Source organism: Caulobacter sp. UNC279MFTsu5.1 (genome assembly GCF_900114015.1).
In the GTDB taxonomy this organism is placed as follows: Bacteria; Pseudomonadota; Alphaproteobacteria; order Caulobacterales; family Caulobacteraceae; genus Caulobacter.
On record NZ_FORN01000020.1, the window covers coordinates 43,012 to 67,481 of the forward strand.

The window sequence follows — 24,470 nt, forward strand, 5'->3', positions numbered from 1 at the left end:
GACTTCATTGGAGACACGAGTTCACCCACCAAGGCCAGGGGCGCTGGCGGGCGGCGGAGGTGACTTGAAACCCGGCGGAGGCATGTCGCTCGCGACAGGCGTTGACATCGGGCTGGCCGGATCGAGGCCTGCCGTGGCGGCGCCGGCGCCGGGCGTGGTCTCGCCGATTCGCACAGTCCGGACGCCCAGCGGCAGGTCGAGGGTCGCGCGGCCCGACCCGACCTCGCGCAGCACCACCCCATCGCGGCTCTCGCCCCGCGCCAGCCAGGCGGGCGGCTTGCCGTCGATGGCCACCAGAGCCGCGGCGCGCCCAGGCATCCGCGAGACGCCCAGCACGCTCACCGCCGGGTCCCGCACGGCGTTAGGGCCGATCGACAGGGGAAACAGCGGCGCCCCCAGGAGCGACGGCGCGCCGCCCTCCAGACTGCGTCGTCCTTCGGACGGCCGCAGGTCCGTCAAGCGTTGCTGAGCCGGCGCCAGCAGGTCCTGGCGTCCCGCCGCCAGCCACGCGGTCGCGCCGAGGACAAGGCCCGCCGCGGCGCAGATCGGGATCAGAGGCGCGCGGAAGTCGAGCAATAGAAATGTCCTGAAAACTGCAGGGAGACGGCGGAGGTCTTGGAAACCAGGTCGACGGTGTCGGCGAACAGTGTCGGACGCACCGCGTCCAGGTCGCTCAGCAGAGCCATGGCGTCTTCGTAGGAACCGATGGTCTCGAAGCGGAAATTGACAGCCAGCAAGCTATCGCCCACAGGCGTCGACGGCTCGAAGGTGATCGCCGCCAGCTTGGCCTGGCCCAACCCCGCGCGAAGCTTCCGCTCAACAGCGCCGGCGCCAGGACCAACACCTTCGCGACAGATCGCGCCGCGCGGATAGGCAGGGCCGCCGTCGCCGCCGCGCTGCAGGGTCTCGATCCGATCGAGCTTGCGCTCCACCTGGGCCAACCGCACGGCGCGGTCGTCGGGACGCGCCAGGGCCGAAAGGCCCGTTGCCGTGACGATGGCCGCGGCCCCGCCGATCATCGCGGCGGCGACCGCCAGACCTGGCCCATTGGCGCGATCCCGGCTCATCGCCCCGTCTCCTCGGGCTCGATCCGCCACCGCCCCGCCCCCTCGTGCGTCACCGCCCGATGAGCGTCGGCGAACGGCGAGGCCTCGCCGCGGGCCTCGATACGGCTGACCCCATGGTCCCAGCGCCAAGCCTCAATGCGCGCGTCGGGGGCGCGGGCGGCCATGGCCCAGGCCAGATCCGCCAACGGCGCGGCGATCCGGTCACCCGGCGAGGCTGCCGCCAACGCCGCCGACTGCCGCCGGATCGACTGAGCCGCCTCCGCCCGCTGAAGCTTCACCGCCACGTCATGCTCCATCGTCGCCAGTTGTTCCTCGCCCTGGGCGCGGGCCATCAGAGCTCCGGCGATCGATACGAACAGCAAGGCCGCGACAGCCGCGGCCGCCCCCCCCACGAGCACCGAGCGCCGCGCCCGGCGCGCCAGGGCCTCGGGTGGTTCGAACACCACCTGAACCTGCTGGCCCTCGACCTCGACCCGCGCCTCGAACCGTTCCCCGACCTCAGAAGCGCGTACGTAGCAGGCGGCGAACCGCGCAGCCTGGGCCGGGCGCCACGGCGTCAGGCGCCTGAGTCGAAGATGCACTTGGTCGATCGGCAGGGGCGCTTCATGACGCGCCGCCAGTTGGGCGCCGCGCACCTGCTCCCAGGGCCAGCCGGCCGGCGCCTGGACCGCTCGCGCGAAGACGCGCGGCGTGGCCGCCTCAGCCGGCTCGGCGCCGAGCGGCGCAAGCGCGGCCTCAAGATCGCTCTCCACCAGTCGAAGATCCAAGGGCGTTCTCATGGCGCCGCCACGCGGCAGGCGCCGATGATGGCGTCGAACTGGCAGTCGCGCGGCTCACGGGTCCAAGCGCGCGCCACCGCCAGTGGAACGGCGGCTCCCGGCGCAGCCAGTCGCACGGCATGCAAGGTTTCCTTCAATCCCTCTTCCCCGGAAACAGCGGGCTGGGGCCAGCCCGCGACAACGCCTTGATCGGCGACATAGCCGAACCGCACGTCACGCTGGCGCAACCTGAACCGGCGGGCGGGACCCAAGCGTCCTTTGAGAATCAGGGCAGTCCGCGCCTTGTCGGCCTCCAACAGGGCCGAACAGGACGCCAGGCCACAGGCGGCCGAAAGACTTCGGCTGTCGCCGGTCAAGGTTTCGGCGTCGACGTCGGCCAGCCAGAGCGTCAGGGCGCGATCGGCGGCGCGACCATTGAGCAACTGCATATGCGTCCGGTTCGCGGTCAGTTGCTGGCGGGCGATCAGGCTGACGACCAGGCCAAGCCCGCCAATCGCCATGCCCAGGATAGCCAGGGCGGCCAGCATCTCCGCCAAGGTGTAGCCGTCGTCGTTCATCCGGCCGCTCCCGGCTGACAGATGTCGACGGTCGCGATGCTGTACGTCCGACCGTTGGCTGCCCTGGCCCGGGCGCTGCGAAAACAAGGTTCGGCGCGTCGGACCGAATTGGTTTCGAAAACCCGGGCTTCGACGCTCCAGTCCAGGCCCTGGTCCCGCCCATGCCAGACACCTGCCTGTCCGGCCGTACGTTCCAGGCCGTCGCGCAGCAACAACTCAGCGTCGCGGGTCTCACCGGCCGTCTGGCCGGCGCGCGCGCCAATCTGCGCCGCAGCCAACGACAGCGCCAAGCTGGACGACAGAATGGTGACAGCCACCAGCGCGTCCACGGCCGCAAAGCCGCCCTGGCCCGCCGCTGGACCTGGTCGCTGACGCATAATCTTGTTACCCCACGCCCCGACGCGCGCACCCAGAAGCGACAGCTTCCATCGTCTTGTTAACACGCGATACGTGCGGCTGAACAGACAGAGTCGCGCGAGTCGTCACACGAAGTGGACCCAAGGCTCTGGGGTCGCTACCCTTTGGCGCGGTCGGTCAACGGCTGTGCAGAAACTCCGCTTCACTATGCCGCGACTGATTCCCGACGCTCTGCCCAACGCCCCTGACGAGGTCCGCATCAGCACGATCGCGGCGCTGGTCGCCCTGGGCGGTCACGCCGTGGTCCTCCTGGTCGCCCTGCTGCTTGCCGGTCGCGTCCAGGAGGTGACAGCGCCCACGGTGGTCGGGGTCACCCTTGTGAGCAGCCAACCAGGCAGCGCGGCGCCGTCGCCCTCGGCCGGGCAGAGCCCCGCCTCCATCGCGCCTCGCCCCGCATCTCCATCTCCAGACACTGTTTCGGGCGAGCGCCTTGATCGCCTGATCGCGCCCGACGCCCCGCCGCCGCCGACCTCTGCCGGGGCGACCTCCGCCGATCGTCGATCCGCCGCGCCGCCCCCCTCGACCGGGGCGGGCGTGGGGTCAAGCCAGGCCGACCAGGGACTGGGCCAGGGCGAAGGCGCCGAAGGCGTTGACCTCTACGCGGCCGCGTCGCTGCCCAACGTGGGCCAGCGTCCCGCCTCGCCGCCCGCCGGCGACCTTTGGAACAGGGTGGCGCCCTGCTGGCGCGCGGCCGCGCCGCGCAAGGCCATCCTGATGGTCGAGATCGGCCGCGACGGCGGCCTGGCCGCGCCGCCCCAGGCGGTTCGCAAGGTCTCCGCTCCAGCCGATCCCCAGACCTTGCTGGCCGAACGCGCCGCCGTACGCGCGCTTCAGGCCTGCGCGCCCTATGCCGGGCTCACCGCGCGAAGGTGGAGGGTGGTGTTTCCGTAGGGGAGCGTCCTGACGGCGCCGCTACCCGCGCCATGGCGGCCGTCGCCTTCAGCCCGTCATGGGGAGACGGGCGGCGCCAAGGCCGACCGAGGCGAACGCCGACCTAGGGGAGAGGCAGGACCAGCCCGCCCAGCAGGGGCAGCACGACAACCTTGCCGGAGGATCCGCCGGTCGAGGTCACCTGTGTGCGGTTGTTCGCCGCGTCATAGGTGTACTCGGTCACGCGACCGTTGGTGGACACCACCTTGGTCAAGCGTCCCAGCGCATCATAGGTATAGGTCTGAGTTTCGGCCGCCGTCGCCCAGGACGGCGCGGCCGCGAAACACAGCACCGCCAAACCGATGAAAAGCCCCGCCCGCATCATCTGTTTCCCGCTCTCGTTGTGAATCGCATTTAAGCGCGACTGTATGCCGACGCTAGTGGTTTGTATCTCCAGCGGCGATATTTACGATGGGCGGCCGTCGCGCGCGGTCCCACACACACGCGCCCAATGGGCGCCTCGGGGACATGCCCTCACGGCAAGGCCTCGCCAGATCGTCCCCGAAGGCCCGTGTGAATGCGTGTCTCCAAAACATCGCCCTGCACAGGACCCTGAAAACAGGCTCAGCGGATCGGTTCGGGGACACGCCCCCTCCCTCTCGCCTCCAAGAAAGAGAACCTGTCTTCTGGCCCAAACCTTGCTCCTGCAGGGGAAAGGAGCCCGCCGCATGTCCCAGACCGCCACGATGTCCCAAAACAGCCCAGGCCTGTCTCGAGGCGGCGCGCTGGACCTGTTGCGGTTCGTCGCGGCGCTGTTCATCGTGCTCTACCACGTGGCCGAGCGGGCTCCCGTGTCGCTTTTCGCGATCCACCCGGCCCTCGGCCGCGGCTATCTGGCCACCGACTTCTTCCTGATGCTGTCGGGCTATGTCCTGGCCCGGACCTATGGACCGCGCGTGCTCGGCCAGGACGTTGGCGCGGGCGAGTTCCTCAAGCGCCGCATCCTGCGCATCTGGCCGGCCCACCTGGTGATGCTCGCGCTGTTCGTGGCCTTCGTCCTGGGCACCGGCGCCGTCGGCCTGGCCCCGCAGAACCCCCAGTGGTTCCAGTGGAGCCAGCTGCTGCCGCAGGTCTTCCTGATGCAGGCCTGGTTCGTGCCCGGCCCCTCGGGCTGGAACATGCCGACCTGGACCCTCTCGGCCCTGATCGTCTGCTATGCCGGCTTCCCGGCAGCCTGGCGCGCCACCGCCAGGATTCGCTCGCCCTGGACCACCCTCCTGATCGGCGTGGCGATCTTCCTGGTCGTGGACTACGCAGCCAAGGCCGTGACGGGCATCCCGGCCCACCAGCTGCCGCTGCGGTTCGGCCTGGTGCGGGGGATCCCGCTGTTCGTCCTGGGCATGTTGGTCGCCCGCCTTCCGACCAACCTTCCCACGCGCTGGGCTGACGGCCTGGCCGTCCTGGCCGGCGCCACGGTGGTTACCCTGCAGGTCGTCGGCCGCTTCGACCACGCCAGCCTGGCCCTGTTGGGCCTGCTGATCTACGCTGCGGGGGCTTCGGGGGCCAAGGGCTGGGGCTGGGCCGACCAGGCCGGACGCCTGTCGTTCTCGCTGTTCCTGACCAACCAGCTGGTCGCCGTGGTCTGGTTCGGCCTGCTGCGCGCCGCGGCTGGCAAGCTGGGCCTCGAGGGCCCGCTGCTGTGGACGGCCTGGGCCATGGCCCTGCCCGCCTGCGTGGTCGCCGCCTGGCTGTTCGAGCGCTTGGTCGACACCCCGCTCCAGGTCTGGATCAAGGGCTGGTCGCGCAAGGACGCGGCGCCCAAGGCCGAGCCGGCGCTGGCTTAATTTCTCCTGTCGTCCCGGACGAGCGCGCAACGCGAAGATGCGGGACCGGGGCCTGAGCGCGGCGCTTCCGGCGGTCCCGGATCGGCGGCCCTTCAGGCCTTGTCCGGGATGACAGCGTAAAGAAAGCGTAGGCTAGCCGATCAGCGCCTTGGCCGCCGCGCGCGCCGCCTCGGTGACTTCCGCCCCCGACAACATGCGCGCGATCTCCTCCTGCCGCTCGGCGGCCGACAGCGGCTCGACGCGGGTGCGGGTCGACTTGTCGTCGCCCGACTTGGCGATCCGCCAGTGGGCGTCGGCCCGGGCGGCGACCTGGGCCGAGTGGGTGACGACCAGCACCTGGGCGTTGGCCGCCAGGCGCTTGAGGCGCAGGCCCACCGCGTCGGCCACGGCTCCGCCGACGCCCTGGTCGACCTCGTCGAAGATCATCAGCGGCTGGGGTCCCTCGCCGCGTCCCGCCAGGGCGGCCTTCAGGGCCAGAGCGAAGCGAGCCAGCTCGCCGCCCGAGGCGATGGCCTCCATCGGCCCGAACGGGGCGCCGGGATTGGTCGATATCTCGAAGGCCACGCGATCGATCCCGGTTGGGCCGGCCCGCTCCTCGTCCAGCGGCTCGACGGCGACACGGAACCGGGCCTTCTCCAGCTTCAGCGGGGCCAGTTCGCCCTCGACGGCGGCGGCCAGACGGTCGCCGGCCGCGCGGCGCTCGGCCGACAGGGCCTGGGCGGCGTAGAGATAGGCGTCGCGGGCGTCGGCGGCCTCGCGCTCGGCGGCGGTCAGCGCCTCGGCCGAGGATTCGATGGCCTGCAGCTGGGCGGCGAACTCGGCGCGCTTGTCGGGCAGCAACTCGACGGCGACATTCAGCTTGCGGGCCATGCCGCGCAGGGCGAACAGGCGTTCCTCGGCCTTCTCCAGGCGGTCGGGCTCAAACTCAAAGCCCTCGGCGGCGGCGTCGATGGCGGCGGCGGCCTCCTGGGCCTCGACCAGGGCGCGGTCGACCGCCTCGCAGGCGGCGGCCAGCTTGGTGACGGCCGGACCGTCGGCAGGGGCGCCGGCCTGGATCGCGCGGTCACGCGCCCGTTCCAGGGCGCGAAAGGCGCTGGCCAGCTTGCCCGACAGGGCGTCGCCGCCCAGGGCGTCGCTGGCGGCGGCGATGTCGGCCAGGGCCTTCTCGGCCGAGCCCAGCAGGGCCCGTTCCTCGGCCAGGGCCGTCTCCTCGCCCTCGCGCGGATCCAGGCGGTCCAGCTCCGACAGGCGCAGGGTCAGTTCCTCGGTCTCGGCGGCGGCGCGGTCGGCCAGGTCTCGCAAGGCCGCGGCCTTCTCGCGGGCGGCGCGCCAGGCGCTCCAGGCCGAGGCCACGGCCCCGACGCCGACCGCCCCGAAGGCGTCCAGCAGGGTGCGGTGCGTGCGCGGATCCAGCAGGCCGACCGTCTCGTGCTGGCCGTGGACCTCCAGCAGCAGGGCGCCCAGGTCCTTGAGCACCCCGACGCTGGTGGCCTGGTCGTTGACGAAGGCGCGCGAACGGCCGTCGGGCGACAGCTGGCGGCGCAGGACCAGGTCCTCGTCGCGGGCGTAGTCCAGGCCCTTGTCGTCGAGATAGGCGAAGGCGGCGTGGTCGGCCGGCGGGGCGAAGATGGCGGTGGCGCTGGCGTGGCCTGCAGCCCCCCGACGAACGAGTCCGGCGTCGGCCCGCGCGCCGGTCGCCAAGCCCAGGGCGTCGAGGATGATCGACTTGCCCGCCCCGGTCTCGCCGGTGAGCGCGGTCAGGCCCGGACCGATGGCCAGGTCCAGGCTTTCGATGAGCACGACGTCGCGGATGGAAAGGCCGATCAGCATGGCGCGCAGGATCGCCGGGAATCACGGTTTTTCAAAGGGGCCTTGTTCTCGTGGCGTTCTCGTCGCCCTCGAGGCTCGCCCGGGAACGAAAAACGGGCCGATCCTGGAGGACCGGCCCGCTTGAAATCTACATCCCCAGGACGCCCATGATCCCGCCCTTCTTGGGCTTGGCGGGCGCGGCGGGCTTGGTCTCGCCGGCCGTCGTGGGCGCTCCATCGGCGGGCGTGGCCGCGGCGGGCGGAGCCAGGGTCTTGTCCTTGTCGTGGGTCAGGCGGTCGAGGAAGTTCTTCTTGTTGCCCGCCTTCAGCGGCTCGACCGCCGGCTTCAGGTTGTTGGCGGTCAGCAGCTTGTAGGCCTCGGCGTACCAGGGGTCGCCTGGGAAGTTGTAGCCCAGCACCGCGCCGTTGCGCTTGGCCTCGTCCAGCAGGCCCAAAGTCAGGTAGCTCTCGACCAGGCGGTAGAGGGCTTCGGGCGTGTGCGAAGTGGTCTGGTGGCGGTCGACCACGGTGCGGAACCGGCCGATGGCGGCCAGGGTCTGACCGTTCTTCAGATAGTAGCGGCCGATGGTCATTTCCTTGCCGGCCAGCTGGTCGCTGACCATGTCGATCTTCAGGCGGGCGTCCTGGGCGTATTCCGAGTTAGGATAGCGCTGGACGACGTCGCGCAGGGCCGCCATGGCCTGCTCGGTGGCGGCCTGGTCGCGGTTGACGTCGACGATCTGCTCGAAATAGCAGACGGCCTTCAGATAGTAGGCGTAGGAGGCCGACGGGTTGCCCGGATACAGGCCGATGAAGCGGTCGGCGTCCGAGATCGCCTCGTTGTACTGGTTGCCCATGTAGTGGGCGTAGCCGGTCATCAGGATCGAGCGGCGCGACCATTCCGAATAGGGGTGCTGGCGCTCGACCTCGCGGAAATAGTCGACGGCCTCGTTCCAGCTGCCGCGGTCCAGGCGGTTGGCGCCGGTCGAATAGAGCAGCTCCACCGGGCGCTCTTCGTAGGCCAGGGTCGGCTTCTTGCGCTTGCCGGCGCAGGCGGAGACCGACAGGGCGACCAGCACGGCGGTCGCGACCATGGCCACCTTGCGTCCCGAGAAATTACGAAGCACGGACTTTATCACCCTCGAAGCAAACGTGCGCCCCTGCGCCGCCGTGCAAGGCTTCTACACCACGCCGATGCGGGCGCAAATGGAAGCCGAGCCGTGACGAGGATACGCCCCAAGACGCATCCCCCGGGGAATCCGCCCAAACGCTACAGACATCGGCTTTTTGACCAAATCAGGTCGAAGGTCGACGCCTTCGTATCAGATCGTCAGACGGCTTGCGCCAGTTCCACCGAATGGGCGCGCATCCGCCAGGCGGCGGGGTTGGCCATCAGGGCCCGGACGATGGCGTTGTTCAGGCCGTGTCCGGCCAGCACGCCCTCGAAGCGGCCGATGATCGGCGCGCCCAGCACATAGAGGTCGCCCACCGCGTCCAGCGCCTTGTGGCGCACGAACTCGTCGGGGCGGCGCAGGCCTTCGGGGTTCAGCACCCGGTCGCCGTCGATGACCACGGCGTTCTCCATCGTGCCGCCGCGGGCCAGGCCGATGGCGCGCAGGGCCTCGACGTCGCGGACGAAGCCGAAGGTGCGGCAGTCGGACAGCTCGGCGCGGAACGACTCTTCGTCCACGGCCAGGTCGACGCGCTGGCGGCCGATGGCCTTGCTGGCGAAGACGATCTCGAAGGCCACCTCGAAGCGGTCGCTCGGCGACAGGCTGGCGCGCTTGTCGCCCTCCTCGACCGTCACGGTCTCAAGGATTTCGATATAGCGGCGGGCGGCTTCCTGCTTGCGACGGCCGGCGCGGTCAAGGATCTGCACGAAGGGCTCGGACGAGCCGTCCATGATCGGCACTTCCGGACCGTCCAGCTCGACCACGCAGTTGTCGATGGCCAGGGCGGCCAGGGCGGCCATCAGGTGCTCGATGGTCGAGACGCGCACGTCGGCGGCGTTGTTGATGACGGTGCCCAGCTGGGTCTGGCAGACCGCGTCCGGCTTGACCGGCACGCGGTTGTCGCGGTCGTGGACGTCGGTGCGCACGAAGACGACGCCAGCGTCGGCCGGCGCGGGACGCACGGCGACGCGCACGTGCGAGCCGGTGTGCAGGCCCACGCCGGCGAAGATGACCGGTCCGGCGACCGTATGCTGAAAATATGCCGAAGCCGACACTTGAAACCCTTACCTTGACCAGCGGGGCGGTTCACCGACCGCCTTCTCGCCCCGCTTACCATCTAGGGCCAATGCTGCGTCGCGGCAAAGCAAGTCCTGTTTCCGATTGTTACCTCTCTAGCCGTTTGTTTTTGATGGCTTTTCTGGACGATTGAAGGTCATATTTTCGTCGCATTGCGAAGCTTGGAGCTGCGAAGGACGATCTTGCGCCGATCCCCTGGTCTCGCTGGCATGTCGTCGCTAGGCTTGCCCCTCTTTCCGGCGACAACGCCTCCTGGATGCCGTTTCGATGACCAAGACCTTGCGCATAGCCGCCTCCGCCCTCGCCCTGTCCATGGGGGCCCTGTCCGTCGCCGCCTTCGCCGCGGCGCCCGCCGCCTTTGCCGACGGCCGCGGCTTCACCGCCAAGGACATGGTGCAACTGGAGCGGATCAGCGATCCGCGGGTGTCGCCGGACGGCCGCTTCGTGGTCTACAGCGTACGGACGATGGACTACGCGGCGAACAAGGCCGCGATGTCGCTGTGGATCGCCGACCTGAAGGCGAAGATGGTGCCGCGCCGCCTGGCGATCTCGGACGGCGGCGCCAGCAGCCCCCGCTGGTCGCCGGACGGCAAGGGCCTGTACTTCATCTCGGGACGGACCGGCGGCCTGGACCAGGTCTACCGGACCGACGCGGCCGGCGAGACCGCCGTCCAGGTGACCAAGGCCCCATTCGATGTCGGCGCCTTCAGGATCGCGCCCGACGGCAGGACGATCGTCATCTCGCAAGCCGTGTTCCCCGACTGCGATACGCTGGACTGCACCAAGGACCGGCTGGCCGCCAAGGGCGCGCAAAAGACCACGGGCGTGGTCTACGACAAGCTGTTCATCCGCCACTGGGACACCTGGAACGACGGGACCCAGAACCACCTCTACGCCCTGAAGCTGGACCAGGCCGGCGTCGCCGCGGGCGCGCCGATCGCCCTGATGAACGGCTTCAACGGCGACACGCCGACCAAGCCGTTCGGCGGCGACGAGGACTTCACCATCACGCCGGACGGCAAGTTCGTGGTGTTCTCGGCCAAGCCGGCCGACCGCGAGGAATCCTGGAGCACCAATTACGACCTGTGGCGCGTTCCGCTGGACGGCTCGGCCAAGCCGGCGAACACCACCGAGGTCAACAAGGCCTGGGACGCCCAACCCAGCCTCTCGCCCGACGGCAAGGCCGAGGCCTACCTGGCCATGAAGCGCCCGGGCTTCGAGGCTGACCGCTTCGCGATCATGATCCGCGAGGGCGACAAGGTCCGCGAGCTGTCGCCCGCCTGGGACCGCTCGGCCCAGTCCATCGCCTGGAGCGCCGACGGCAAGACGATCTACACGACCGCCGAGGATGTGGGCCAGACCAAGCTGTTCGCCGTCGACGTGAAGACGGGCAAGGTCACGGCCCTGACCGGCGAAGGCCACGTCAGCGGCTTCAGCGTCGGCCCGCAATCGATCGTCTACGCCCAGGACAACCTGAAAGGCCCGGCCCAGCTCTACGCCCTGTCGACCGGCAAGAAGGCGGGCGCGCCCGTCAAACTGACCAACAATAACGCCGAGGCGCTCAAGGACGTCGTCATGGGCGAGCCCGAGCAGTTCAGCTTCCCCGGCTGGAACGGCGAGACCGTGCACGGCTACGTGGTCAAGCCGGCCAATTTCGATCCGGCCAAGAAGTATCCGGTCGCCTTCCTGATCCACGGCGGCCCGCAGGGGTCGTTCGGCAACCTCTTCCATTACCGCTGGAACGCCCAGACCTACGCCGGGGCCGGCTATGCGGTGGTGATGATCGATTTCCACGGCTCGACCGGCTACGGCCAGGCCTTCACCGACGCGATCAGCCAGCACTGGGGCGACCGCCCGCTGGAGGACCTGCAGAAGGGCTGGACCTTCGCGACCGGCAAGTACGGCTTCCTCGACAAGGACCGCGCCTGCGCCCTGGGCGGCTCGTACGGCGGCTTCATGATCAATTGGATCGCCAGCCAGTGGAAGGAACCGTGGAAGTGCCTGGTCAACCACGACGGCATCTTCGACAGCCGGTTCATGGGCTATTCGACCGAGGAACTGTGGTTCAGCGAGTGGGAGAACGGCGGCCCGCCCTACCAAGCCGGCACGACCTACTCCAAGTTCAATCCGGCCGATCACGTCGACCAGTGGAGCGTGCCGGAAATGGTGGTCCAGGGCGGCCAAGACTTCCGCGTGCCGATCGAGGAAGGCATCGGCACGTTCACCGCTCTGCAGCGCAAGGGAATCCCCAGCAAACTGCTATACTTCCCCAACGAGAACCACTGGGTGCTGAAGGCCCAGAACTCGGTGCAGTGGCACGACGAGGTCCAGAAATGGCTCGACCGCTGGACTAAGGGCGAGCCAACCCGGTAATACGCTTATAAATTGCAGCTGTTCGCCCCTTCCGTTAGTTTGGCCCCGGAAGGGGCGATCATGTTCCAGCTGTTCCGTGTGATCCTGAACCGCTTCACGCTTCACTCGCGGCTGGGCGGGCGCTACGCCGAGGCCCGGATCCTGGCGGCGGAACTGGACCTGGACCTGACCGAAATCGCCCTGCGCCATGGCAGCCAGGGCCACGCCGGGGGCGATCCGGCCGAGCAGAACAGCCAGGCCGAGCGCGAGGAGAAGTTCCGGCGCCTGACCGAGGGCTTCAACAGCCCCTACCCCAGCGAACAGATCGCCGCCGCCGTCGACCTGCGCAAATGGATGGTGCGCGACTACGGGCTGGAGCGGCTGAGATGGTTCGTGCCGCAGCTGCGCGAGCGCTACATCCACGCGGTCGGCCCCAAGGCCGCCAAGCTGGAGCCGATCGTCTTCGCTCCCGAGGACGCCAACCGCGCCGAGCTGGAGGCCGAGGCCCTGAGCCTGCTGGAGCGCCTGAAGCTGCTCTACACCCTGAGCAGCGAGCGCGAGGTGCTGACCGGCCGGATGCGGCGCTGGGCCCTGGGCCTGCTGTGCCTGCTGTTCGGGGCGCTGATGATCACCCGGGTGCTGCCTAACATCCTCCCGCCCGGCGCGCTTCGCGAGACGGTCACGGTGATCGCCAACTTCTCGCTGATCGCCTTCGTCGGCGCGGCCGGGGCCATGGTCTCGGTGCTGCGGCGGACCGAGTCGGCCATGGCCTCGGCCTCGTCCGACATCGACCCTGTGCGCCAGGTCAGCGCGCTGAGCCAGGGCCTGACCGCCGTGTTCATCGCCGCCTTCGTGGGCATGTCGGTGTCGTTCGTGCTGGTGGCCTTCTTCGCCAGCGGCCTGGTGCGAGAGGGGGCGATCGTCGGCCCGGCCGCGGCCAACCTGTTCCCGCAGATTGTGCCTTGCCGCTATGACTGCCCGATCACCCTGGTCAATCGCGGCCTTATGTTCCCCGCCGCCGTCGATGCGGCCAAGCTGATGGTCTGGGCCTTCATCGGCGGCTTTTCCGAACAGCTGGTGCCGGACGTGCTGGACCGGCTGACCAAGGCGGCGCGGCAGACGAAGAAGCCGTCGGAAGCGGCGTGAGGGCTGCCTTCACTCCAGGGCTGTCATCCCGGCCGTAGCGAAGCGGAGAGCCGGGACCCAGGTGGACCGCACCGCGTCCGCCCAGTCCTCTGGATCCCGGACAGCCTCTACGAGGCTTCCCGGATGACAACAATTTGGGGCGTCGGGAGGGCGTTGGCGAACCGAGGCGGCATGACGCCTTAAACCCGCCCCGTCGCCACCGCCCAGGTCAGCCGCAACCGCTTTTCCAGCTCGCCCAGTTCGCGCGCCCCCGTCTGGGCCATGGCCAGGGCCGCCGGCGCCGCGGCGGGGAACGCCGCCACCGGCAGGTCCTTCAGCGCCGCGTTCGCCTTGGTTCGCGCCTCCTCCACCCGCCAGCGGACGTGATCTTGCGTCCAATCGGCCGGTAGTCGCTGGACTCCCGCCCGCCTCAGCCGCCACAGCCCCGCCAGGCCATAGGCCCGAGCGGCGTCCTGCACGGCATGGGGATCGGCCTTGGGGTCCAGCCGCCAGGCGGCCAGCATCGTCACCGCCCCGGCAGTGGCGTCGACATAGGCCAGGACCTGGGCCTCCGTCTCGAACGGCGCGGCGTCCAGGTCGGCCATCCGGGCCTCGGCCATCTCGGCCAGGGCGCTCAGGGGATAACCGGCGACGGCCACGGCCTCGACGGCGGGGTGCCGGCGCGGCGGCTGGCCGGTGGCGATCTCGTCCATGGCCTCCCGCCACCAGGTCAGGCGGATCTCGCCCATCAGCGCGTTGCTGACCCCGCCGGCCACCCGGGCCAACTCGTAGTTGAAGGCGTACAGCGCGATGACATCGGCCCGGGCCTTGGGATCGGCGATGAACCGGCTGGCCAGCCAGCGGTCGGGATCGACGCGGCGCACCAGGGCGTCAAGATCGGTGTCCGGGCCGTCGTTGCGATGGGCGATGTCCAGCGTGGTCATGAGCGCGGCTTATGCGCCGCATCGTCCAAAAGAAAAAGGCCCACGGAACCCGTGGGCCTTTTCCGATGTCGCCAATCAACCGATCAGTTGAACAGCGTCTGGTACATCGTCATGCAGGCCAGCATCGGGATGCTGAGCAGCGTGTTGATGCGCGAGAACAGCATGGCCATCTTGGCCGCCTTGGCCTTGGTGTCGGCGTCCGCCTCGACGATGCCCAGGGCCCGCTTTTGGTTCGGCCAGATCACGCCCCAGACGTTAATGAACATGATCGTCGCCAGCCACATGCCCAGGCCGATGAAGGTGAAGCCCATGTCGACGCCGCGCTCGTAGCCGCCCCACAGACCGAAGGTCGCCGCCTCGGCCAGGTAGCCGCGGCTGAAGGCCAGGACCACGCCCATCACCCAGGTCGCCAGCGCCGCCCAGCGGAACCAGAACAGCGCTTCGGGGGCGATGTACTTGGATACGGCCGGCTTCAGCTCAGCCGGGATCTGCGGCATGACGCGGATCTGCACGAAGTTGAAATAGTACAGCAGCCCGATCCACAGGATGCCGAAGAACACGTGCAGCAGGCGGAACACCGCCTGGAAATAGGCGTCGTCGAAGCCGTGCGGGCTGTGCCCGAAGCCGAACGCGATCACCAACGCCAGCAGGACGCTGACGATGATGGTGTTGCGGAAATTCGAAAGTAGTCCGGTCATGTCCAGGCCCCCTAACGCCCCTTGCTTGGGGTCAGGTATAGGGCGCCCGGCGGAGTCGGGGAATAGACGCCATTCCCGGGGCCAGGGCCGGCCTCAGACCGCGATCAGCGCCGCCGCCAGCCGCCGGCCCTCGCTGGCCAGGACGTTGTAGGTGCGGGCCGCGGCCTCGGTGCTCATGAACTCAAGCCCCACGCCGGCCGCCTTCAGCGCGTCGCGCACCGGGCGCGGCGGCAGGGCGTTGACCAGGCCCACGCCCAGCAGCACGAACTCGACCGCCCCGCCCGCCGCGAAGACCTCGGCGAAGTCCTCTGGCGTCAGGGCGGCCAGGTTGGCGACGCCCCAGGGCCGCGGCTGATCGTCGATGATCAGCAGCGAGCCCGGACGCCAGTCGCCGGAGACGCGGAAACCGCCGCCGCCCCAGGCGTCGATCGATGGCGGCTGGCGCAGCATCAGGGCCGGGTGCCGGCGCCGAGCTTGATCGGCGCGGCTTCCTCGTCGCCCCGCTTGACGCCCCAGACGAGGATCAGCGGCAGGGCGATGTAGATCGACGAATAGGTGCCGATGATGATGCCGAAGGTCATGGTGAAGACCAGCGGGAACAGCACCGGGCCGCCGAAGAACATCGTGCCGCCCAAGGCCAGCAGAGCCGTGGTGCCGGTGATGATCGTCCGCGACAGACGCTCGTTTTCCGACAGGTCGATGATGTCGCGCAGCGGCGTGGTCTTGTACTTGCGCAGGTTTTCCTTGAGCCGGTCGAAGGTGATGACCTTTTCGTTCATCGAATAGCCGATGACGGTCAGCAGGGCGGCGATCGAGGTCATCGAGAACTCGATGTGCAGAACCGACAACAGGCCCAGGGTCAGGACGATGTCGTGGAACACGGCTACGACCGCGCCGGTGCCGTAGGACAGGCCGAACCGGAACCAGATGTAGCCCAGCATCAGGGCCAGCGCGATGCCCAGGGCCATGAAGCCCTTGCCCAGCAGTTCGCCCGAGACCTTGGCCCCGATCGCCGAGTGAGACGGGATGGTCATGGTCGGGAAGCGCTGCTTCAGCTTGGCCTCCAGGTCGACGGCGGCCTGGTTCGGGTTCTGGTTCGCCTCGGGCAGGAAGCGGATCATGGCGCTGTTGGGCGAGCCGAACGGCTGCACCTGGGCGTCATGGGCGCCGAACCCGGCCAGGGCCGTGCGCAGTTCGCCGGTGGGAATCGGGGTGGGCATGCGCGCCTCCAGCGCCACGCCGCCCTTGAAGTCGATGCCTAGGTTCAGGCCTTGGGTGAAGAACGACACGCCCGAGCCGACGATCAGCAGGACGGAGAAGATCGCGGCGACGGGCGCCCACTTCACGAAGCGGAAGTGGGTCGAACGCGGGATCAGGCGAATAAGGGGCCAAGCCATGGTGATCCTCAGGCGATCGGCAGCTTCTTCGGCTTGGTGACCTTGAACCACCAACCGATGAGCACTTGGGTAATGAGAATAGCGGTGAACAACGAGGTGAACACGCCGATGAGAAGCGTCCAGGCGAAGCCTTTGACCGGTCCGGCGCCCATGGAGAACATGATCAAGGCCGAGATCACGCTGGTGATGTTGGCGTCCATGATCGACACCAACGCTCGCCGGTAGCCGGTGTCGGCGGCCGACATCGGCGACCTCCCGGCCGCGGCCTCGTCGCGCATCCGCTCGTAGATCAGCACGTTGGCGTCGACCGCGACGGCCAGGGTCAGGATCAGGCCGGCGATGCCGGGGAAGGTCAGGGTCGCCTGGCTCATCGACATGATGCCGATGATCAGCAGCACGTTGACGAACAGGGCGACGGCGGCGAACGTCCCGAACAGGCCGTAGGCCAGGATGATGAACACGAACATCGCGGCCGCGCCGATGGCCAGGGAGATGGCCCCGGCCCGGACGGCGTCGGCGCCCAGTTCGGCCCCGACGGTGCGCTGCTCTTCCAGGTTCAGTTTGGCGGGCAAGGCGCCCGAGCGCAGCAGCAGGGCCAGTTCGGCGGCGCTTTCCGGCGTGAAGTTGCCGGTGATGATGCCCGAACCGCCCGGCAGGGCCTGGTTGATGCGGGGATCGGAGATATACTTGCCGTCCAACACGATGGCGAAGCGCTTGCCGACATTGCGGGCGGTGGCGTCGCCGAACTTGCGCGCGCCCGAGCCGCCGAAGCGGAAGCCGACCGCGGCGGAGCCGTTCTGGTCAAAGGTCTGGTTGGCTTCAACCAGGTCCTCGCCGGTCACCAGGGCCCGCTTGGCGACCGGGATCGGCGGGGCGCCAGGCTGGGCGCCCGGGATCACCACGACGCCGGGCGGGATGCGGCCGGCGACCATGTCTTCCTGCGAGACCGTCTCGTCGACCATCTGGAAGGTCAGCTTGGCGGTCTGGCCGATCACCGCCTGCAGCTTGGTCGGGTCGCTCTCGCCGGCCGCCTGGATGACGATCCGGTTGAAGCCCTGCTTGGTGATGCTCGGTTCCTTGGTGCCCAGGGCGTCGACCCGGCGACGGATGGTCTCGATCGACTGGTCCACCGCCTTGACGGCGTCGGCCTTGGCGGCCTCCGGCACGAAGCTCAGCTCCAGCCGGCCGTCGCCCCTGTTGCTGATGCTGGTGTCGCGACCGCCGATGGCGCCGGCCAAGGGGCCGCCGATCGAGCGGCGCAGCAGGCTGACCGCCTGGTCCACCTTGGCCGGATCGGTGATGCGGACCCGCACGATGCCGCCCGCCTCGCCCAGCTCGCCGAACTCGATCTGGTCGTTGCGCAGCGTTGTGCGCACGTCCTCGACCATGTTGGTCAGGCGTTCGGCGCGCAGCGCGTCGGTGTCGACCTCGTAGAGCAGGTACGACCCGCCCTGCAGGTCGAGGCCCAGATTCAGCTTCTGGTGGGGAACCCAGCCGGGAAGCGCGTCGAGCGTCTTCTGCGGCAGCAGGTTCGGCAGGGAGAAGACGATGCCGAAGATCACCGACAGTATGACGGCGGTGACTTTCCAGCGGGAGAGGGTCAGCATGGATTACAGGCTCTGGACGACGCCTTTCGGCGCCTCGTTACGGCGCGAAGGGTGATCAGCTCTTGGGATCGTTGGCCGGGGCGGGTTCGCCCTTGGCGCGGATCTCGGCGATCATGCTCTTGACCACCTTCACGGTCACGCCCTGGGCGATCTCGACGCCGACCTCGGTCTCCTCGACCCGGACGACCTTGCCCAGCATGCCGTTCGACAGCACGACGTTGTCGCCGCGCTTGACGGCGGCGATGGCGGCGGCGTGCCGCTTGGCGTTCTGCTGCTGCGGGCGGATCAGCATGAAGTAGAACAGCACGACCATCAGGAGGATGGGGGCGATAGCGCCCAGCTGTTGCATCAGAGCGGAATTCATAACGACTCCAGAAATTGCGGTGGACGGACCCTTCAGATAGGGCCGCGCCAAGTCGGCGGAAGCTATGCGTTCACCTGCCCTTTTGCAATGACGGCAAGCTGGGGTTACGGAGCAACACATGACCGACGCCGCCCTCCCCCTGCTCGCCCGCATCGCCGACGCCTTGGAGCGCCTATCCCCGGCCGCCCCGGCCGCCCCCAACTTCGAAGACGGCCGGCTCTTCCGGCACGACCCTAAAAGCGGTGGCTTCCTCCCGGCCCCCGACTATCCGATGGCCCTGGACCTGTTGATCGGCGTCGAGCGGCAGAAAGACCGGTTCGTCGAGAATCTCCGCCGCTTCGCCGTTGGCCTGCCCTGCAACCACGTGCTGCTGTGGGGCGTGCGCGGCACGGGCAAGAGCTCGCTGACCAAGTCGGCCTTCATGGTGCTGGCGGCGGAATATCCGGCCCTCAAGCTAGTCGAGGTCGACCGCGACGAGGTCACCGCCCTGCCCCCGCTGTTCGACCAGTTGCGCTCGCGCTCGGAACGCTTCGTGGTGCTGTGTGACGACCTGTCGTTCGAGGACGGGGCGGCGGCGGCCAAGGCGCTGAAGTCGGCCCTGGAGGGCGGCGTGGCCGGCCCGCCCGAGAACGTGCTGTTCGTCGCCACCTCTAACCGCCGCCACCTGATGCCGCGCGACCATGTCGAGACTCAGGGCGCCATCGCCGCCGCCGAGAACGCCGAGGAGGAGATGAGCGTCTCCGACCGCTTCGGCCTGTGGATTGGCTTCCCGCCCATGGACCAGCCCACCTATCTGGCGGCGATCCACGGCTACGCCGAGCGCTTCGGGCTGGAGGTCGAAAACCTGGAACGCCGGGCCCTGCAGTGGTCGCAGCTGCGCGGCGCCCGCTCGGGCCGGGTGGCCTGGCAGTTCATCCGTGACCTAGCCGGGGAGCTGGGTGTAAACCTGCCGGCGTAAAACCTTCCGGAGGCCCGCATGGGCAAGCCCTGGTTTCGCGTGAAGCGCTATGGATTCGGCGCCGGACTGCCGTGCAGCTGGGAAGGCTGGGCGCTGCTGGCCGGCTTCCTGGTCGTCATCGTCGCCAGCGGCGTGGCCTTCGCCGGTCGCGACCCGATGCTGCATCTGGGGATCGTACTGGCCTCGACGGCGGTCGTGGGCGTTGTTAGCTGGCGCAAGAGCGACGGCCCGTGGAAGTGGCGCTGGGGCCAGGACTAGCTGACGGCTCTTCCCTCCCCTTTTTGGGGAGGCGGGACCAGCGAAGCTGGTGGGTGGGGCCACCGCCGCAAGGACGCCCTGCACCGAGCCCCACCCGCCCCTGGCTCCGCCAGGGCCACCCTCCCCATAAAGGGGAGGGAAAGCTTCTTCTCTTACCGCGGCAGCACCAAACCCGGATCCACCGGACGCGCCTTGTCCTTCGGGGTCGGAGCATAGCGGACCTCGAAGTGCAGCTGCGGCTCGGTGACGCCGCCGGTCTGGCCGACCGCACCCAGGGTGGCGCCCTGGGCGACCTGCTGGCGCATCTTGACCTCGGTGGTCGACAGGTGGGCGTAGGCCGTTACCCAGCCGTCGGCGTGCTTGACCAGCACCAGGTTGCCGAAGCCGGGCACCTGGTTGCCGGCATAGACCACCTCGCCCGCCGCGGCGGCGCGGACCGGCGTGCCGGCGGGCGCGCGGATGTTGACGCCGTCGTTGCGCTGGCCGACGCCCTTGGCGCCGAAGTCGGAGATCGTCTCGCCCTGCAGCGGCCACACGAAGCGGCCGCGGCCGGCGGCGGTGATCTCGGCCTCGGTCGGCGGCGGGCTGGAGCCGATGATCTGGCCGGCGGACGGCGGCGGCGTCACCGGCTGGGCCGAGACCGGACCGGTGGGCGTGCGCGGATAGCTCGTGCTGGGCGACGGCGTGTAGGGACGCGGCGACGACGGCAGCGAGGCCGGCGGCGACGTCGGGGTCGGCGCCTGGGCCGGCGGGGTGTAGCTGGGCGTCGGCGTGGTCGGACGCGGGGTCGCGGGGCGCGGCGCGGCCGGGGCGGTCGTCACCGTCGTCTTCAGCGGACCCTTGTCCTTGTAGCCGGACGGCAGGCGCAGCTTCTGGCCCTTCTTGATCGCGGCCGAGGTGCGGATGTCGTTCTCTTCGGCCAGGGCGGCCGGCTTGACGTTGAAGCGCTTGGCGACGTTGGCCAGGGTGTCGCCGGTCTGGACCACATAGGCCTTGGCCGTGGTCGCCGGGCCCTTCAGCTTCTGGCCCGGCTTGATGCGGTACGGCGCTTCGAGGTCGTTGTCCTTGGCCAGGTCGGCGCGGGTGGTGTCCAGGCCGCGGGCGATCGCGTCGATCGCGTCGCCCGACTTGACGGTGTAGGTGCGGCGCGGGCCGGCGACTTCGACCACCGGGCCGGTGACGCTGACCGTCGTGGTGGTGACCGGGCGGGCGGCGGGAGCCTCGTCTTCCTCGACGTCGCGCGACGGGGCCGGAGCCGACGTCCGGCCGATCGGCGGCAGGCCGCTGGACGACGGAACGCTGGCCTGGGGCGGAGTGGCCGCCGGTCCCTGGGCGACCGGCTGCATCACGGTGGTCCGGCTGGGACCCTTGTCCCGGTAGCCGTCCGGCAGGCGCAGCTTCTGGCCCTTGCGGATCGGCGAGCCGGCGCTCAGATCGTTCTCTTCGGCCAGGGCGGCGGCCGAGACCGAGAAGCGCTTGGCGATGGCGAACATCGTGTCGCCGGTCTGGACGACATACGCCTTGGCGTCCTTGGTCTCGGGCCCCTGCAGCACCAGGCCGGGATGGATCCGGTACGGTGCCTTCAGGTCGTTGTCCTTGGCCAGTTGGGCGCGGGTGGTGCCCAGGGTGCGGGCGATGGCGTCGATATTGTCGCCCGACTTGACCTTGTAGCTCTTGGGCGGGCCGGCGATTGTCACCACGGGACCGCCGACGGTGGTGACCACCACCGGGCGCGCGGCCGGAGTCGGGGCTGGTGCCGGCCGCGTTTCGGCGACCGGAGGGGGCGGCGGCGGCTGGGTGGTCGTCGCCGGGGCCAGGGGCTGGCTGGAGACGCCCACATTGCCGGCGGGCGCGGAGAAGCTGGGCTGCGGCTCGTCGGGCGGGGTCGAGGGGCCCTCGGGCTGCTGGTTGGCCGGCGGCGCCTGGACGATCGGGAAGTTCGGCGTCGGGGTCTGCGTGCGGGTGGGATATTGCGCGCCGCCCGTGCTCTCGCAGGCCGCGAGGGTTCCAGCCGTCAGGGCGATCACCGCCGCGCGCGTCCACAACTGCCTCATAGCCTCTCCTTTGCCTCGCGAGGCTCCAGTCGCCGCCGCAAGGGTAAACCAACCATTAAACATCTCGCGCCGTCCCGAGAACCCCGTGCAACAACCCACAGGAGAAACCCGGCGACGCCGGCCCGCTATTCGCGGGCGACGCCGTCCAGGATCGGGACGAAACGCACGTCGCACAGGACTTCGACTGTGAAGCCCCCCTTTCCGTCGCCGGCGTAGCGGCGAAGGCTCTGCACCGGCCCCTTGCCCACCGGCGCGACGAGCACGCCCTGGGGCTTGAGCTGCGAAAGCAGAGTTTCCGGCTCATCCTGCGCCGCCGCCGTGACCAGAATGCGGTCAAACGGCGCCTGTTTGGGCCAGCCTTCCCATCCGTCGCCGAATTTGGTGATGACATTGGTCAGGCCCAGCACCGCGAAACGGGCCTCGGCCTCCTTCATCAGGGTCCGGTAGCGCTCGATCGTATAGACCAGCCGCGAGACGCGGCTGAGGACGGCGGTCTGGTAGCCCGAGCCGGTGCCGATCTCCAGCACCCGGCAGCGCGGCTCCAGGGTCAGGGCCTGGGTCATCAGCCCGACGATAAACGGCTGGCTGATCGTCTGGCCGCAGGCGATCGGCAGGGCCGAGTCCTCCCACGACCGCTCCTTGAACAGGTCCGGGGTGAACAGGTCGCGCGGGGTCTTCTCGATGGCGCCCAGCACGGCCGGGTCGGTGACGCCCTGGGCGCGCAGGGCCTTCAGCAGCGCCTGCAGCCGGGCCTCGGACGTGTCGGCCTTGGCCATCACGACACCGCCTCCAGCTTGGGGGGCGCGCCGCCCAGCACGCCTTTCATGGCCGCCACCGTCGGGTTGTGCGTCAGGTCGATGTGCAGCGGCGTGACCGAGATCTTGCCTTCGTAGACGGCCTTCAGGTCCGTGCCCTCCGCCGGCTTGGACGGCTTGAGGACGAAGCCGGTCCAGTAATAGTCGCGACCGCGCAGGTCGGTCCGCTTTTCCATGCTCCGCATGTGCGAGTCGCGGAAGCCCTGGCGGGTGACTTCCACCTCGGTGACCGCTTCCGGGGCAAGGGCCGGGAAGTTGACGTTGATGATCACGTCCTTGGGCCAGCCGATCTCCAGCAGGCGGCGGACAATGCCAGGTCCGAAGTGCTCGGCTGTTTCCCAATGGGCCACCACTTCGTCGTGGAAATAGGTCATGGCCTGGGACAGGGCGATCGACGGGATCCCCAGGGCCATGCCCTCGATGGCTCCGGCCACCGTGCCCGACAGGGTGACGTCCTCGGCCAGGTTCTGGCCGCGGTTGACACCCGACAACACCAGGTCCGGGGCCGGGCCGTCGATCAGCTGTTGGACGGCGATGGCCACGCAGTCGGTCGGCGTGCCCTCGACGGCGAAGCGGCGCGGGTCGACGCGGCGCACGCGGATCGGGTCCGTGAGGGTCAGGGCCCGGCCAGCCCCCGACTGCTCGTATTCCGGGGCAACAATCCAGATGTCGTCCGACAGGGCGCGGGCGATGCGCTCCAGGCTCTGCAAGCCCTCGGCATGGATGCCGTCGTCGTTGGTGAGGAGGATGCGCATTTACTTCTCCTCACCCGTGAAACGGGGGAGGTGGCGCGATGCGAATACGCATCGCGACGGAGGGGGCGTCAGGCCGTCACGGTGCAGCGGGGACGCCCCCTCCACCGCTACGCGGTCCCCCTCCCCCGTTTCACGGGTGAGGAGAAGAGGCGCCCAGCCGTTCACTGATCCCCCCCGATATGCGTCACGCCGCCCATATACGGCGCCAGCACCTCCGGCACCGTGATCCGCCCGGTCTCGTCCTGGTAGTTTTCCAGCACGGCCACCAGGGTGCGGCCGACGGCCAGGCCCGAGCCGTTCAGGGTGTGGACGTAGTGCGTGCCCTTCTCGCCGGCCTTCTTGAAGCGGGCGTCCATGCGGCGGGCCTGGAAGTCGCCGCAGTTCGAGCACGAGCTGATCTCGCGATAGGTGTTCTGCGACGGCAGCCAGACTTCGAGGTCGTAGGTCTTCCTGGCGCCGAAACCCATGTCGCCGGTGCACAGCAGCACGGTGCGGAACGGCAGCTCCAGGGCCTTCAGCACGGCCTCGGCGCACTGGACCATGCGCTCGTGCTCGGCCTCGGACTGGTCGGGGGTAGTGATCGAGACCAGCTCGACCTTGTAGAACTGGTGCTGGCGGATCATGCCGCGGGTGTCGCGGCCGCTGGCCCCGGCCTCCGAGCGGAACGACGGCGTCAGGGCGGTCATCCGCAGCGGCAGTTCGGCCTCGTCGGTGATCTGCTCGCGCACGATGTTGGTCAGGGAGACTTCGGCGGTGGGGATGAGCCAGTGATCGACCGTGGTCTTGAACAGGTCCTCGGCGAACTTGGGCAACTGCCCCGTCCCATACAACGCCTCGTCCTTGACCAGCAGCGGCGGGCTGATCTCGATGTAGCCGTTCCGCACCGTCTGCAGGTCCAGCATGAACTGGCCCAGGGCCCGCTCCAGCCGCGCGATCTGGCTCTTGAGCACCACAAAGCGCGCGCCGCTCATGCGGGCGGCAGCTTCGAAGTCCATGCCGCCCAGGGCTGCGCCTAGGTCGACGTGGTCTTTGGGATTGTTCAGGCGGCCGGCCGGCAGCTTGGACGGGTCGCCCCAGCGGCGGACCTCGACGTTTCCGGTCTCGTCCTCGCCCTGCGGCACTTCCGGCGCGGGGATGTTGGGCAGGCTGGCCAGCAGGTCCTTCAGTTGTCCGCCGACCTCGGTCTCGGTCTGGGCGGCCGAGGCCATGACGCCCTTCAGGCGTTCGACCTCGGCCATCAGGCGGGCGGCTTCCGCCTCGTCCTTCTTGGCCTTGGCCATGCCGATCAGCTTGGAGCTCTCGTTGCGCTTGGCCTGAGCCTCCTGCAGGGCGGTCTGGGCCGCGCGCAGGGCCGCGTCCAGCTTGACCGCCTCGGCGGCAGCGCCCGCGCGGCCCTTGGCCGACCAGACGGCTTCGAAGGCTTGCTGATTGTCGCGGATGGCCTTGATGTCGTGCATCGGAACGCTCGGGAGAGAAGTCGTTAAGAACGGACCTCTCTAAGGCGCGTCGGCGGGGGCGCCAACACTCTTCCCTCTCCCCTTGCGGGAGAGGG

The 24,470-nt window shown here is 69.2% G+C and carries 27 protein-coding genes; 7 read left to right on the top strand and 20 right to left on the bottom strand.

The features are described from left to right. Positions 1–21 precede the first annotated feature (21 nt). Genes BM066_RS26455 through BM066_RS13035 form a run of 5 tightly spaced genes read right to left on the bottom strand, consistent with a single transcriptional unit; the run spans position 22 to position 2,732 of the window. The gene (locus tag BM066_RS26455) at positions 22–576 is read right to left on the bottom strand and encodes a hypothetical protein (RefSeq protein WP_177218453.1); all 555 of its coding nucleotides are present in this window, start codon (positions 574–576) and stop codon (positions 22–24) included. Then, complete coding sequence (locus BM066_RS13020; protein ID WP_089928574.1) at positions 552–1,067, bottom strand: hypothetical protein; 516 nt, start codon at positions 1,065–1,067, stop codon at positions 552–554. Before BM066_RS13020 ends, BM066_RS26455 begins: the two co-directional genes overlap by 25 nt. Continuing rightward, positions 1,064–1,834 (bottom strand): hypothetical protein, encoded by a 771-nt coding sequence (locus BM066_RS13025; RefSeq protein ID WP_089928577.1) that lies wholly within the window; start codon positions 1,832–1,834, stop codon positions 1,064–1,066. Before BM066_RS13025 ends, BM066_RS13020 begins: the two co-directional genes overlap by 4 nt. 8 nt (positions 1,835–1,842) lie before the next feature. Next, positions 1,843–2,403, bottom strand: a complete 561-nt coding sequence (locus tag BM066_RS13030; RefSeq protein ID WP_089928579.1) for a type II secretion system protein — start codon at positions 2,401–2,403, stop codon at positions 1,843–1,845. After that, positions 2,400–2,732: a hypothetical protein gene (locus BM066_RS13035; protein ID WP_177218454.1), complete on the bottom strand. Its 333-nt coding sequence runs from the start codon at positions 2,730–2,732 to the stop codon at positions 2,400–2,402. Before BM066_RS13035 ends, BM066_RS13030 begins: the two co-directional genes overlap by 4 nt. 235 nt (positions 2,733–2,967) lie before the next feature. On the opposite strand from BM066_RS13035, the gene BM066_RS25980 reads away from it, so the two are divergent. Continuing rightward, complete coding sequence (locus tag BM066_RS25980) at positions 2,968–3,711, top strand: hypothetical protein (protein ID WP_143093726.1); 744 nt, start codon at positions 2,968–2,970, stop codon at positions 3,709–3,711. Between the two features lie 103 nt (positions 3,712–3,814). On the opposite strand, the gene BM066_RS13050 is transcribed toward BM066_RS25980, so the two are convergent. Then, positions 3,815–4,072 (bottom strand): RHS repeat domain-containing protein, encoded by a 258-nt coding sequence (locus BM066_RS13050; protein WP_089928632.1) that lies wholly within the window; start codon positions 4,070–4,072, stop codon positions 3,815–3,817. A gap of 346 nt (positions 4,073–4,418) precedes the next feature. Between BM066_RS13050 and BM066_RS13055 the strand changes: the two genes are divergently transcribed. Further along, positions 4,419–5,534, top strand: coding sequence for an acyltransferase family protein (locus tag BM066_RS13055; RefSeq protein ID WP_089928589.1), 1,116 nt, complete (start codon positions 4,419–4,421; stop codon positions 5,532–5,534). Positions 5,535–5,666: 132 nt separating this feature from the next. Here BM066_RS13055 and recN read toward each other — a convergent pair whose 3' ends face one another. Both recN and BM066_RS13065 read right to left on the bottom strand, forming a co-directional pair. Further along, on the bottom strand, positions 5,667–7,364 hold the full coding sequence (gene recN / locus BM066_RS13060) for a DNA repair protein RecN (protein WP_089928591.1): 1,698 nt from the start codon (positions 7,362–7,364) through the stop codon (positions 5,667–5,669). Between the two features lie 127 nt (positions 7,365–7,491). Next, the gene (locus BM066_RS13065) at positions 7,492–8,481 is read right to left on the bottom strand and encodes an outer membrane protein assembly factor BamD (RefSeq protein WP_255367578.1); all 990 of its coding nucleotides are present in this window, start codon (positions 8,479–8,481) and stop codon (positions 7,492–7,494) included. Between BM066_RS13065 and BM066_RS27010 the strand changes: the two genes are divergently transcribed. Further along, positions 8,435–8,566 (top strand): hypothetical protein, encoded by a 132-nt coding sequence (locus BM066_RS27010; RefSeq protein WP_255355509.1) that lies wholly within the window; start codon positions 8,435–8,437, stop codon positions 8,564–8,566. The genes BM066_RS13065 and BM066_RS27010 overlap by 47 nt on opposite strands. A 106-nt stretch (positions 8,567–8,672) precedes the next feature. Here the strand turns inward: BM066_RS27010 and lpxC are convergent, their stop codons facing one another. Further along, positions 8,673–9,569 (bottom strand): UDP-3-O-acyl-N-acetylglucosamine deacetylase, encoded by an 897-nt coding sequence (lpxC, locus tag BM066_RS13070; protein ID WP_089928593.1) that lies wholly within the window; start codon positions 9,567–9,569, stop codon positions 8,673–8,675. 289 nt (positions 9,570–9,858) lie between these two features. Here lpxC and BM066_RS13075 point away from each other — a divergent pair, with 289 nt between their 5' ends. Together BM066_RS13075 and BM066_RS13080 are read left to right on the top strand one after the other, a co-directional pair. Continuing rightward, positions 9,859–11,964, top strand: coding sequence for an alpha/beta hydrolase family protein (locus BM066_RS13075; RefSeq protein ID WP_089928595.1), 2,106 nt, complete (start codon positions 9,859–9,861; stop codon positions 11,962–11,964). A 60-nt stretch (positions 11,965–12,024) separates the two neighbouring features. Then, positions 12,025–13,089, top strand: a complete 1,065-nt coding sequence (locus BM066_RS13080; RefSeq protein ID WP_089928597.1) for a hypothetical protein — start codon at positions 12,025–12,027, stop codon at positions 13,087–13,089. 179 nt (positions 13,090–13,268) lie between these two features. Here BM066_RS13080 and BM066_RS13085 read toward each other — a convergent pair whose 3' ends face one another. From BM066_RS13085 to yajC, 6 genes are all read right to left on the bottom strand, one after another. Beyond that, on the bottom strand, positions 13,269–14,012 hold the full coding sequence (locus BM066_RS13085; protein ID WP_089928599.1) for a squalene/phytoene synthase family protein: 744 nt from the start codon (positions 14,010–14,012) through the stop codon (positions 13,269–13,271). Between the two features lie 83 nt (positions 14,013–14,095). Beyond that, complete coding sequence (locus BM066_RS13090; RefSeq protein ID WP_089928601.1) at positions 14,096–14,710, bottom strand: urate hydroxylase PuuD; 615 nt, start codon at positions 14,708–14,710, stop codon at positions 14,096–14,098. Between the two features lie 93 nt (positions 14,711–14,803). Beyond that, entirely contained in the window at positions 14,804–15,157 is a 354-nt protein-coding gene (locus tag BM066_RS13095) for an Mth938-like domain-containing protein (protein ID WP_089928634.1), read from the bottom strand. A 2-nt stretch (positions 15,158–15,159) separates the two neighbouring features. Continuing rightward, positions 15,160–16,107, bottom strand: coding sequence for a protein translocase subunit SecF (gene secF / locus BM066_RS13100; RefSeq protein WP_089928603.1), 948 nt, complete (start codon positions 16,105–16,107; stop codon positions 15,160–15,162). An 8-nt stretch (positions 16,108–16,115) separates the two neighbouring features. Then, positions 16,116–17,714: a protein translocase subunit SecD gene (gene secD / locus BM066_RS13105; protein WP_089928606.1), complete on the bottom strand. Its 1,599-nt coding sequence runs from the start codon at positions 17,712–17,714 to the stop codon at positions 16,116–16,118. Between the two features lie 55 nt (positions 17,715–17,769). Next, positions 17,770–18,078 carry a preprotein translocase subunit YajC gene (yajC, locus tag BM066_RS13110; RefSeq protein ID WP_089928608.1) on the bottom strand — a complete coding sequence of 103 codons (309 nt, stop codon included), beginning with the start codon at positions 18,076–18,078 and terminating at the stop codon, positions 17,770–17,772. Positions 18,079–18,196: 118 nt separating this feature from the next. Here yajC and BM066_RS13115 point away from each other — a divergent pair, with 118 nt between their 5' ends. Continuing rightward, the gene (locus tag BM066_RS13115) at positions 18,197–19,036 is read left to right on the top strand and encodes an ATP-binding protein (protein WP_089928610.1); all 840 of its coding nucleotides are present in this window, start codon (positions 18,197–18,199) and stop codon (positions 19,034–19,036) included. Positions 19,037–19,054: 18 nt separating this feature from the next. After that, entirely contained in the window at positions 19,055–19,294 is a 240-nt protein-coding gene (locus BM066_RS13120; RefSeq protein WP_089928612.1) for a hypothetical protein, read from the top strand. Between the two features lie 152 nt (positions 19,295–19,446). On the opposite strand, the gene BM066_RS13125 is transcribed toward BM066_RS13120, so the two are convergent. The 5 genes from BM066_RS13125 to serS all read right to left on the bottom strand — a co-directional run bounded on the left by BM066_RS13125 (position 19,447) and on the right by serS (position 24,375). Further along, positions 19,447–21,348, bottom strand: coding sequence for a cell division endopeptidase DipM (locus tag BM066_RS13125; RefSeq protein ID WP_089928615.1), 1,902 nt, complete (start codon positions 21,346–21,348; stop codon positions 19,447–19,449). Between the two features lie 125 nt (positions 21,349–21,473). After that, complete coding sequence (locus tag BM066_RS13130) at positions 21,474–22,124, bottom strand: protein-L-isoaspartate(D-aspartate) O-methyltransferase (RefSeq protein WP_089928618.1); 651 nt, start codon at positions 22,122–22,124, stop codon at positions 21,474–21,476. Continuing rightward, positions 22,124–22,918, bottom strand: coding sequence for a 5'/3'-nucleotidase SurE (gene surE / locus BM066_RS13135; protein WP_089928619.1), 795 nt, complete (start codon positions 22,916–22,918; stop codon positions 22,124–22,126). The genes BM066_RS13130 and surE overlap by 1 nt, the downstream gene beginning before the upstream one ends. After that, entirely contained in the window at positions 22,919–23,083 is a 165-nt protein-coding gene (locus BM066_RS25985) for a hypothetical protein (RefSeq protein ID WP_143093727.1), read from the bottom strand. Next, positions 23,080–24,375 (bottom strand): serine--tRNA ligase, encoded by a 1,296-nt coding sequence (gene serS / locus BM066_RS13140; protein WP_089928621.1) that lies wholly within the window; start codon positions 24,373–24,375, stop codon positions 23,080–23,082. Before serS ends, BM066_RS25985 begins: the two co-directional genes overlap by 4 nt. Positions 24,376–24,470 lie beyond the last annotated feature (95 nt).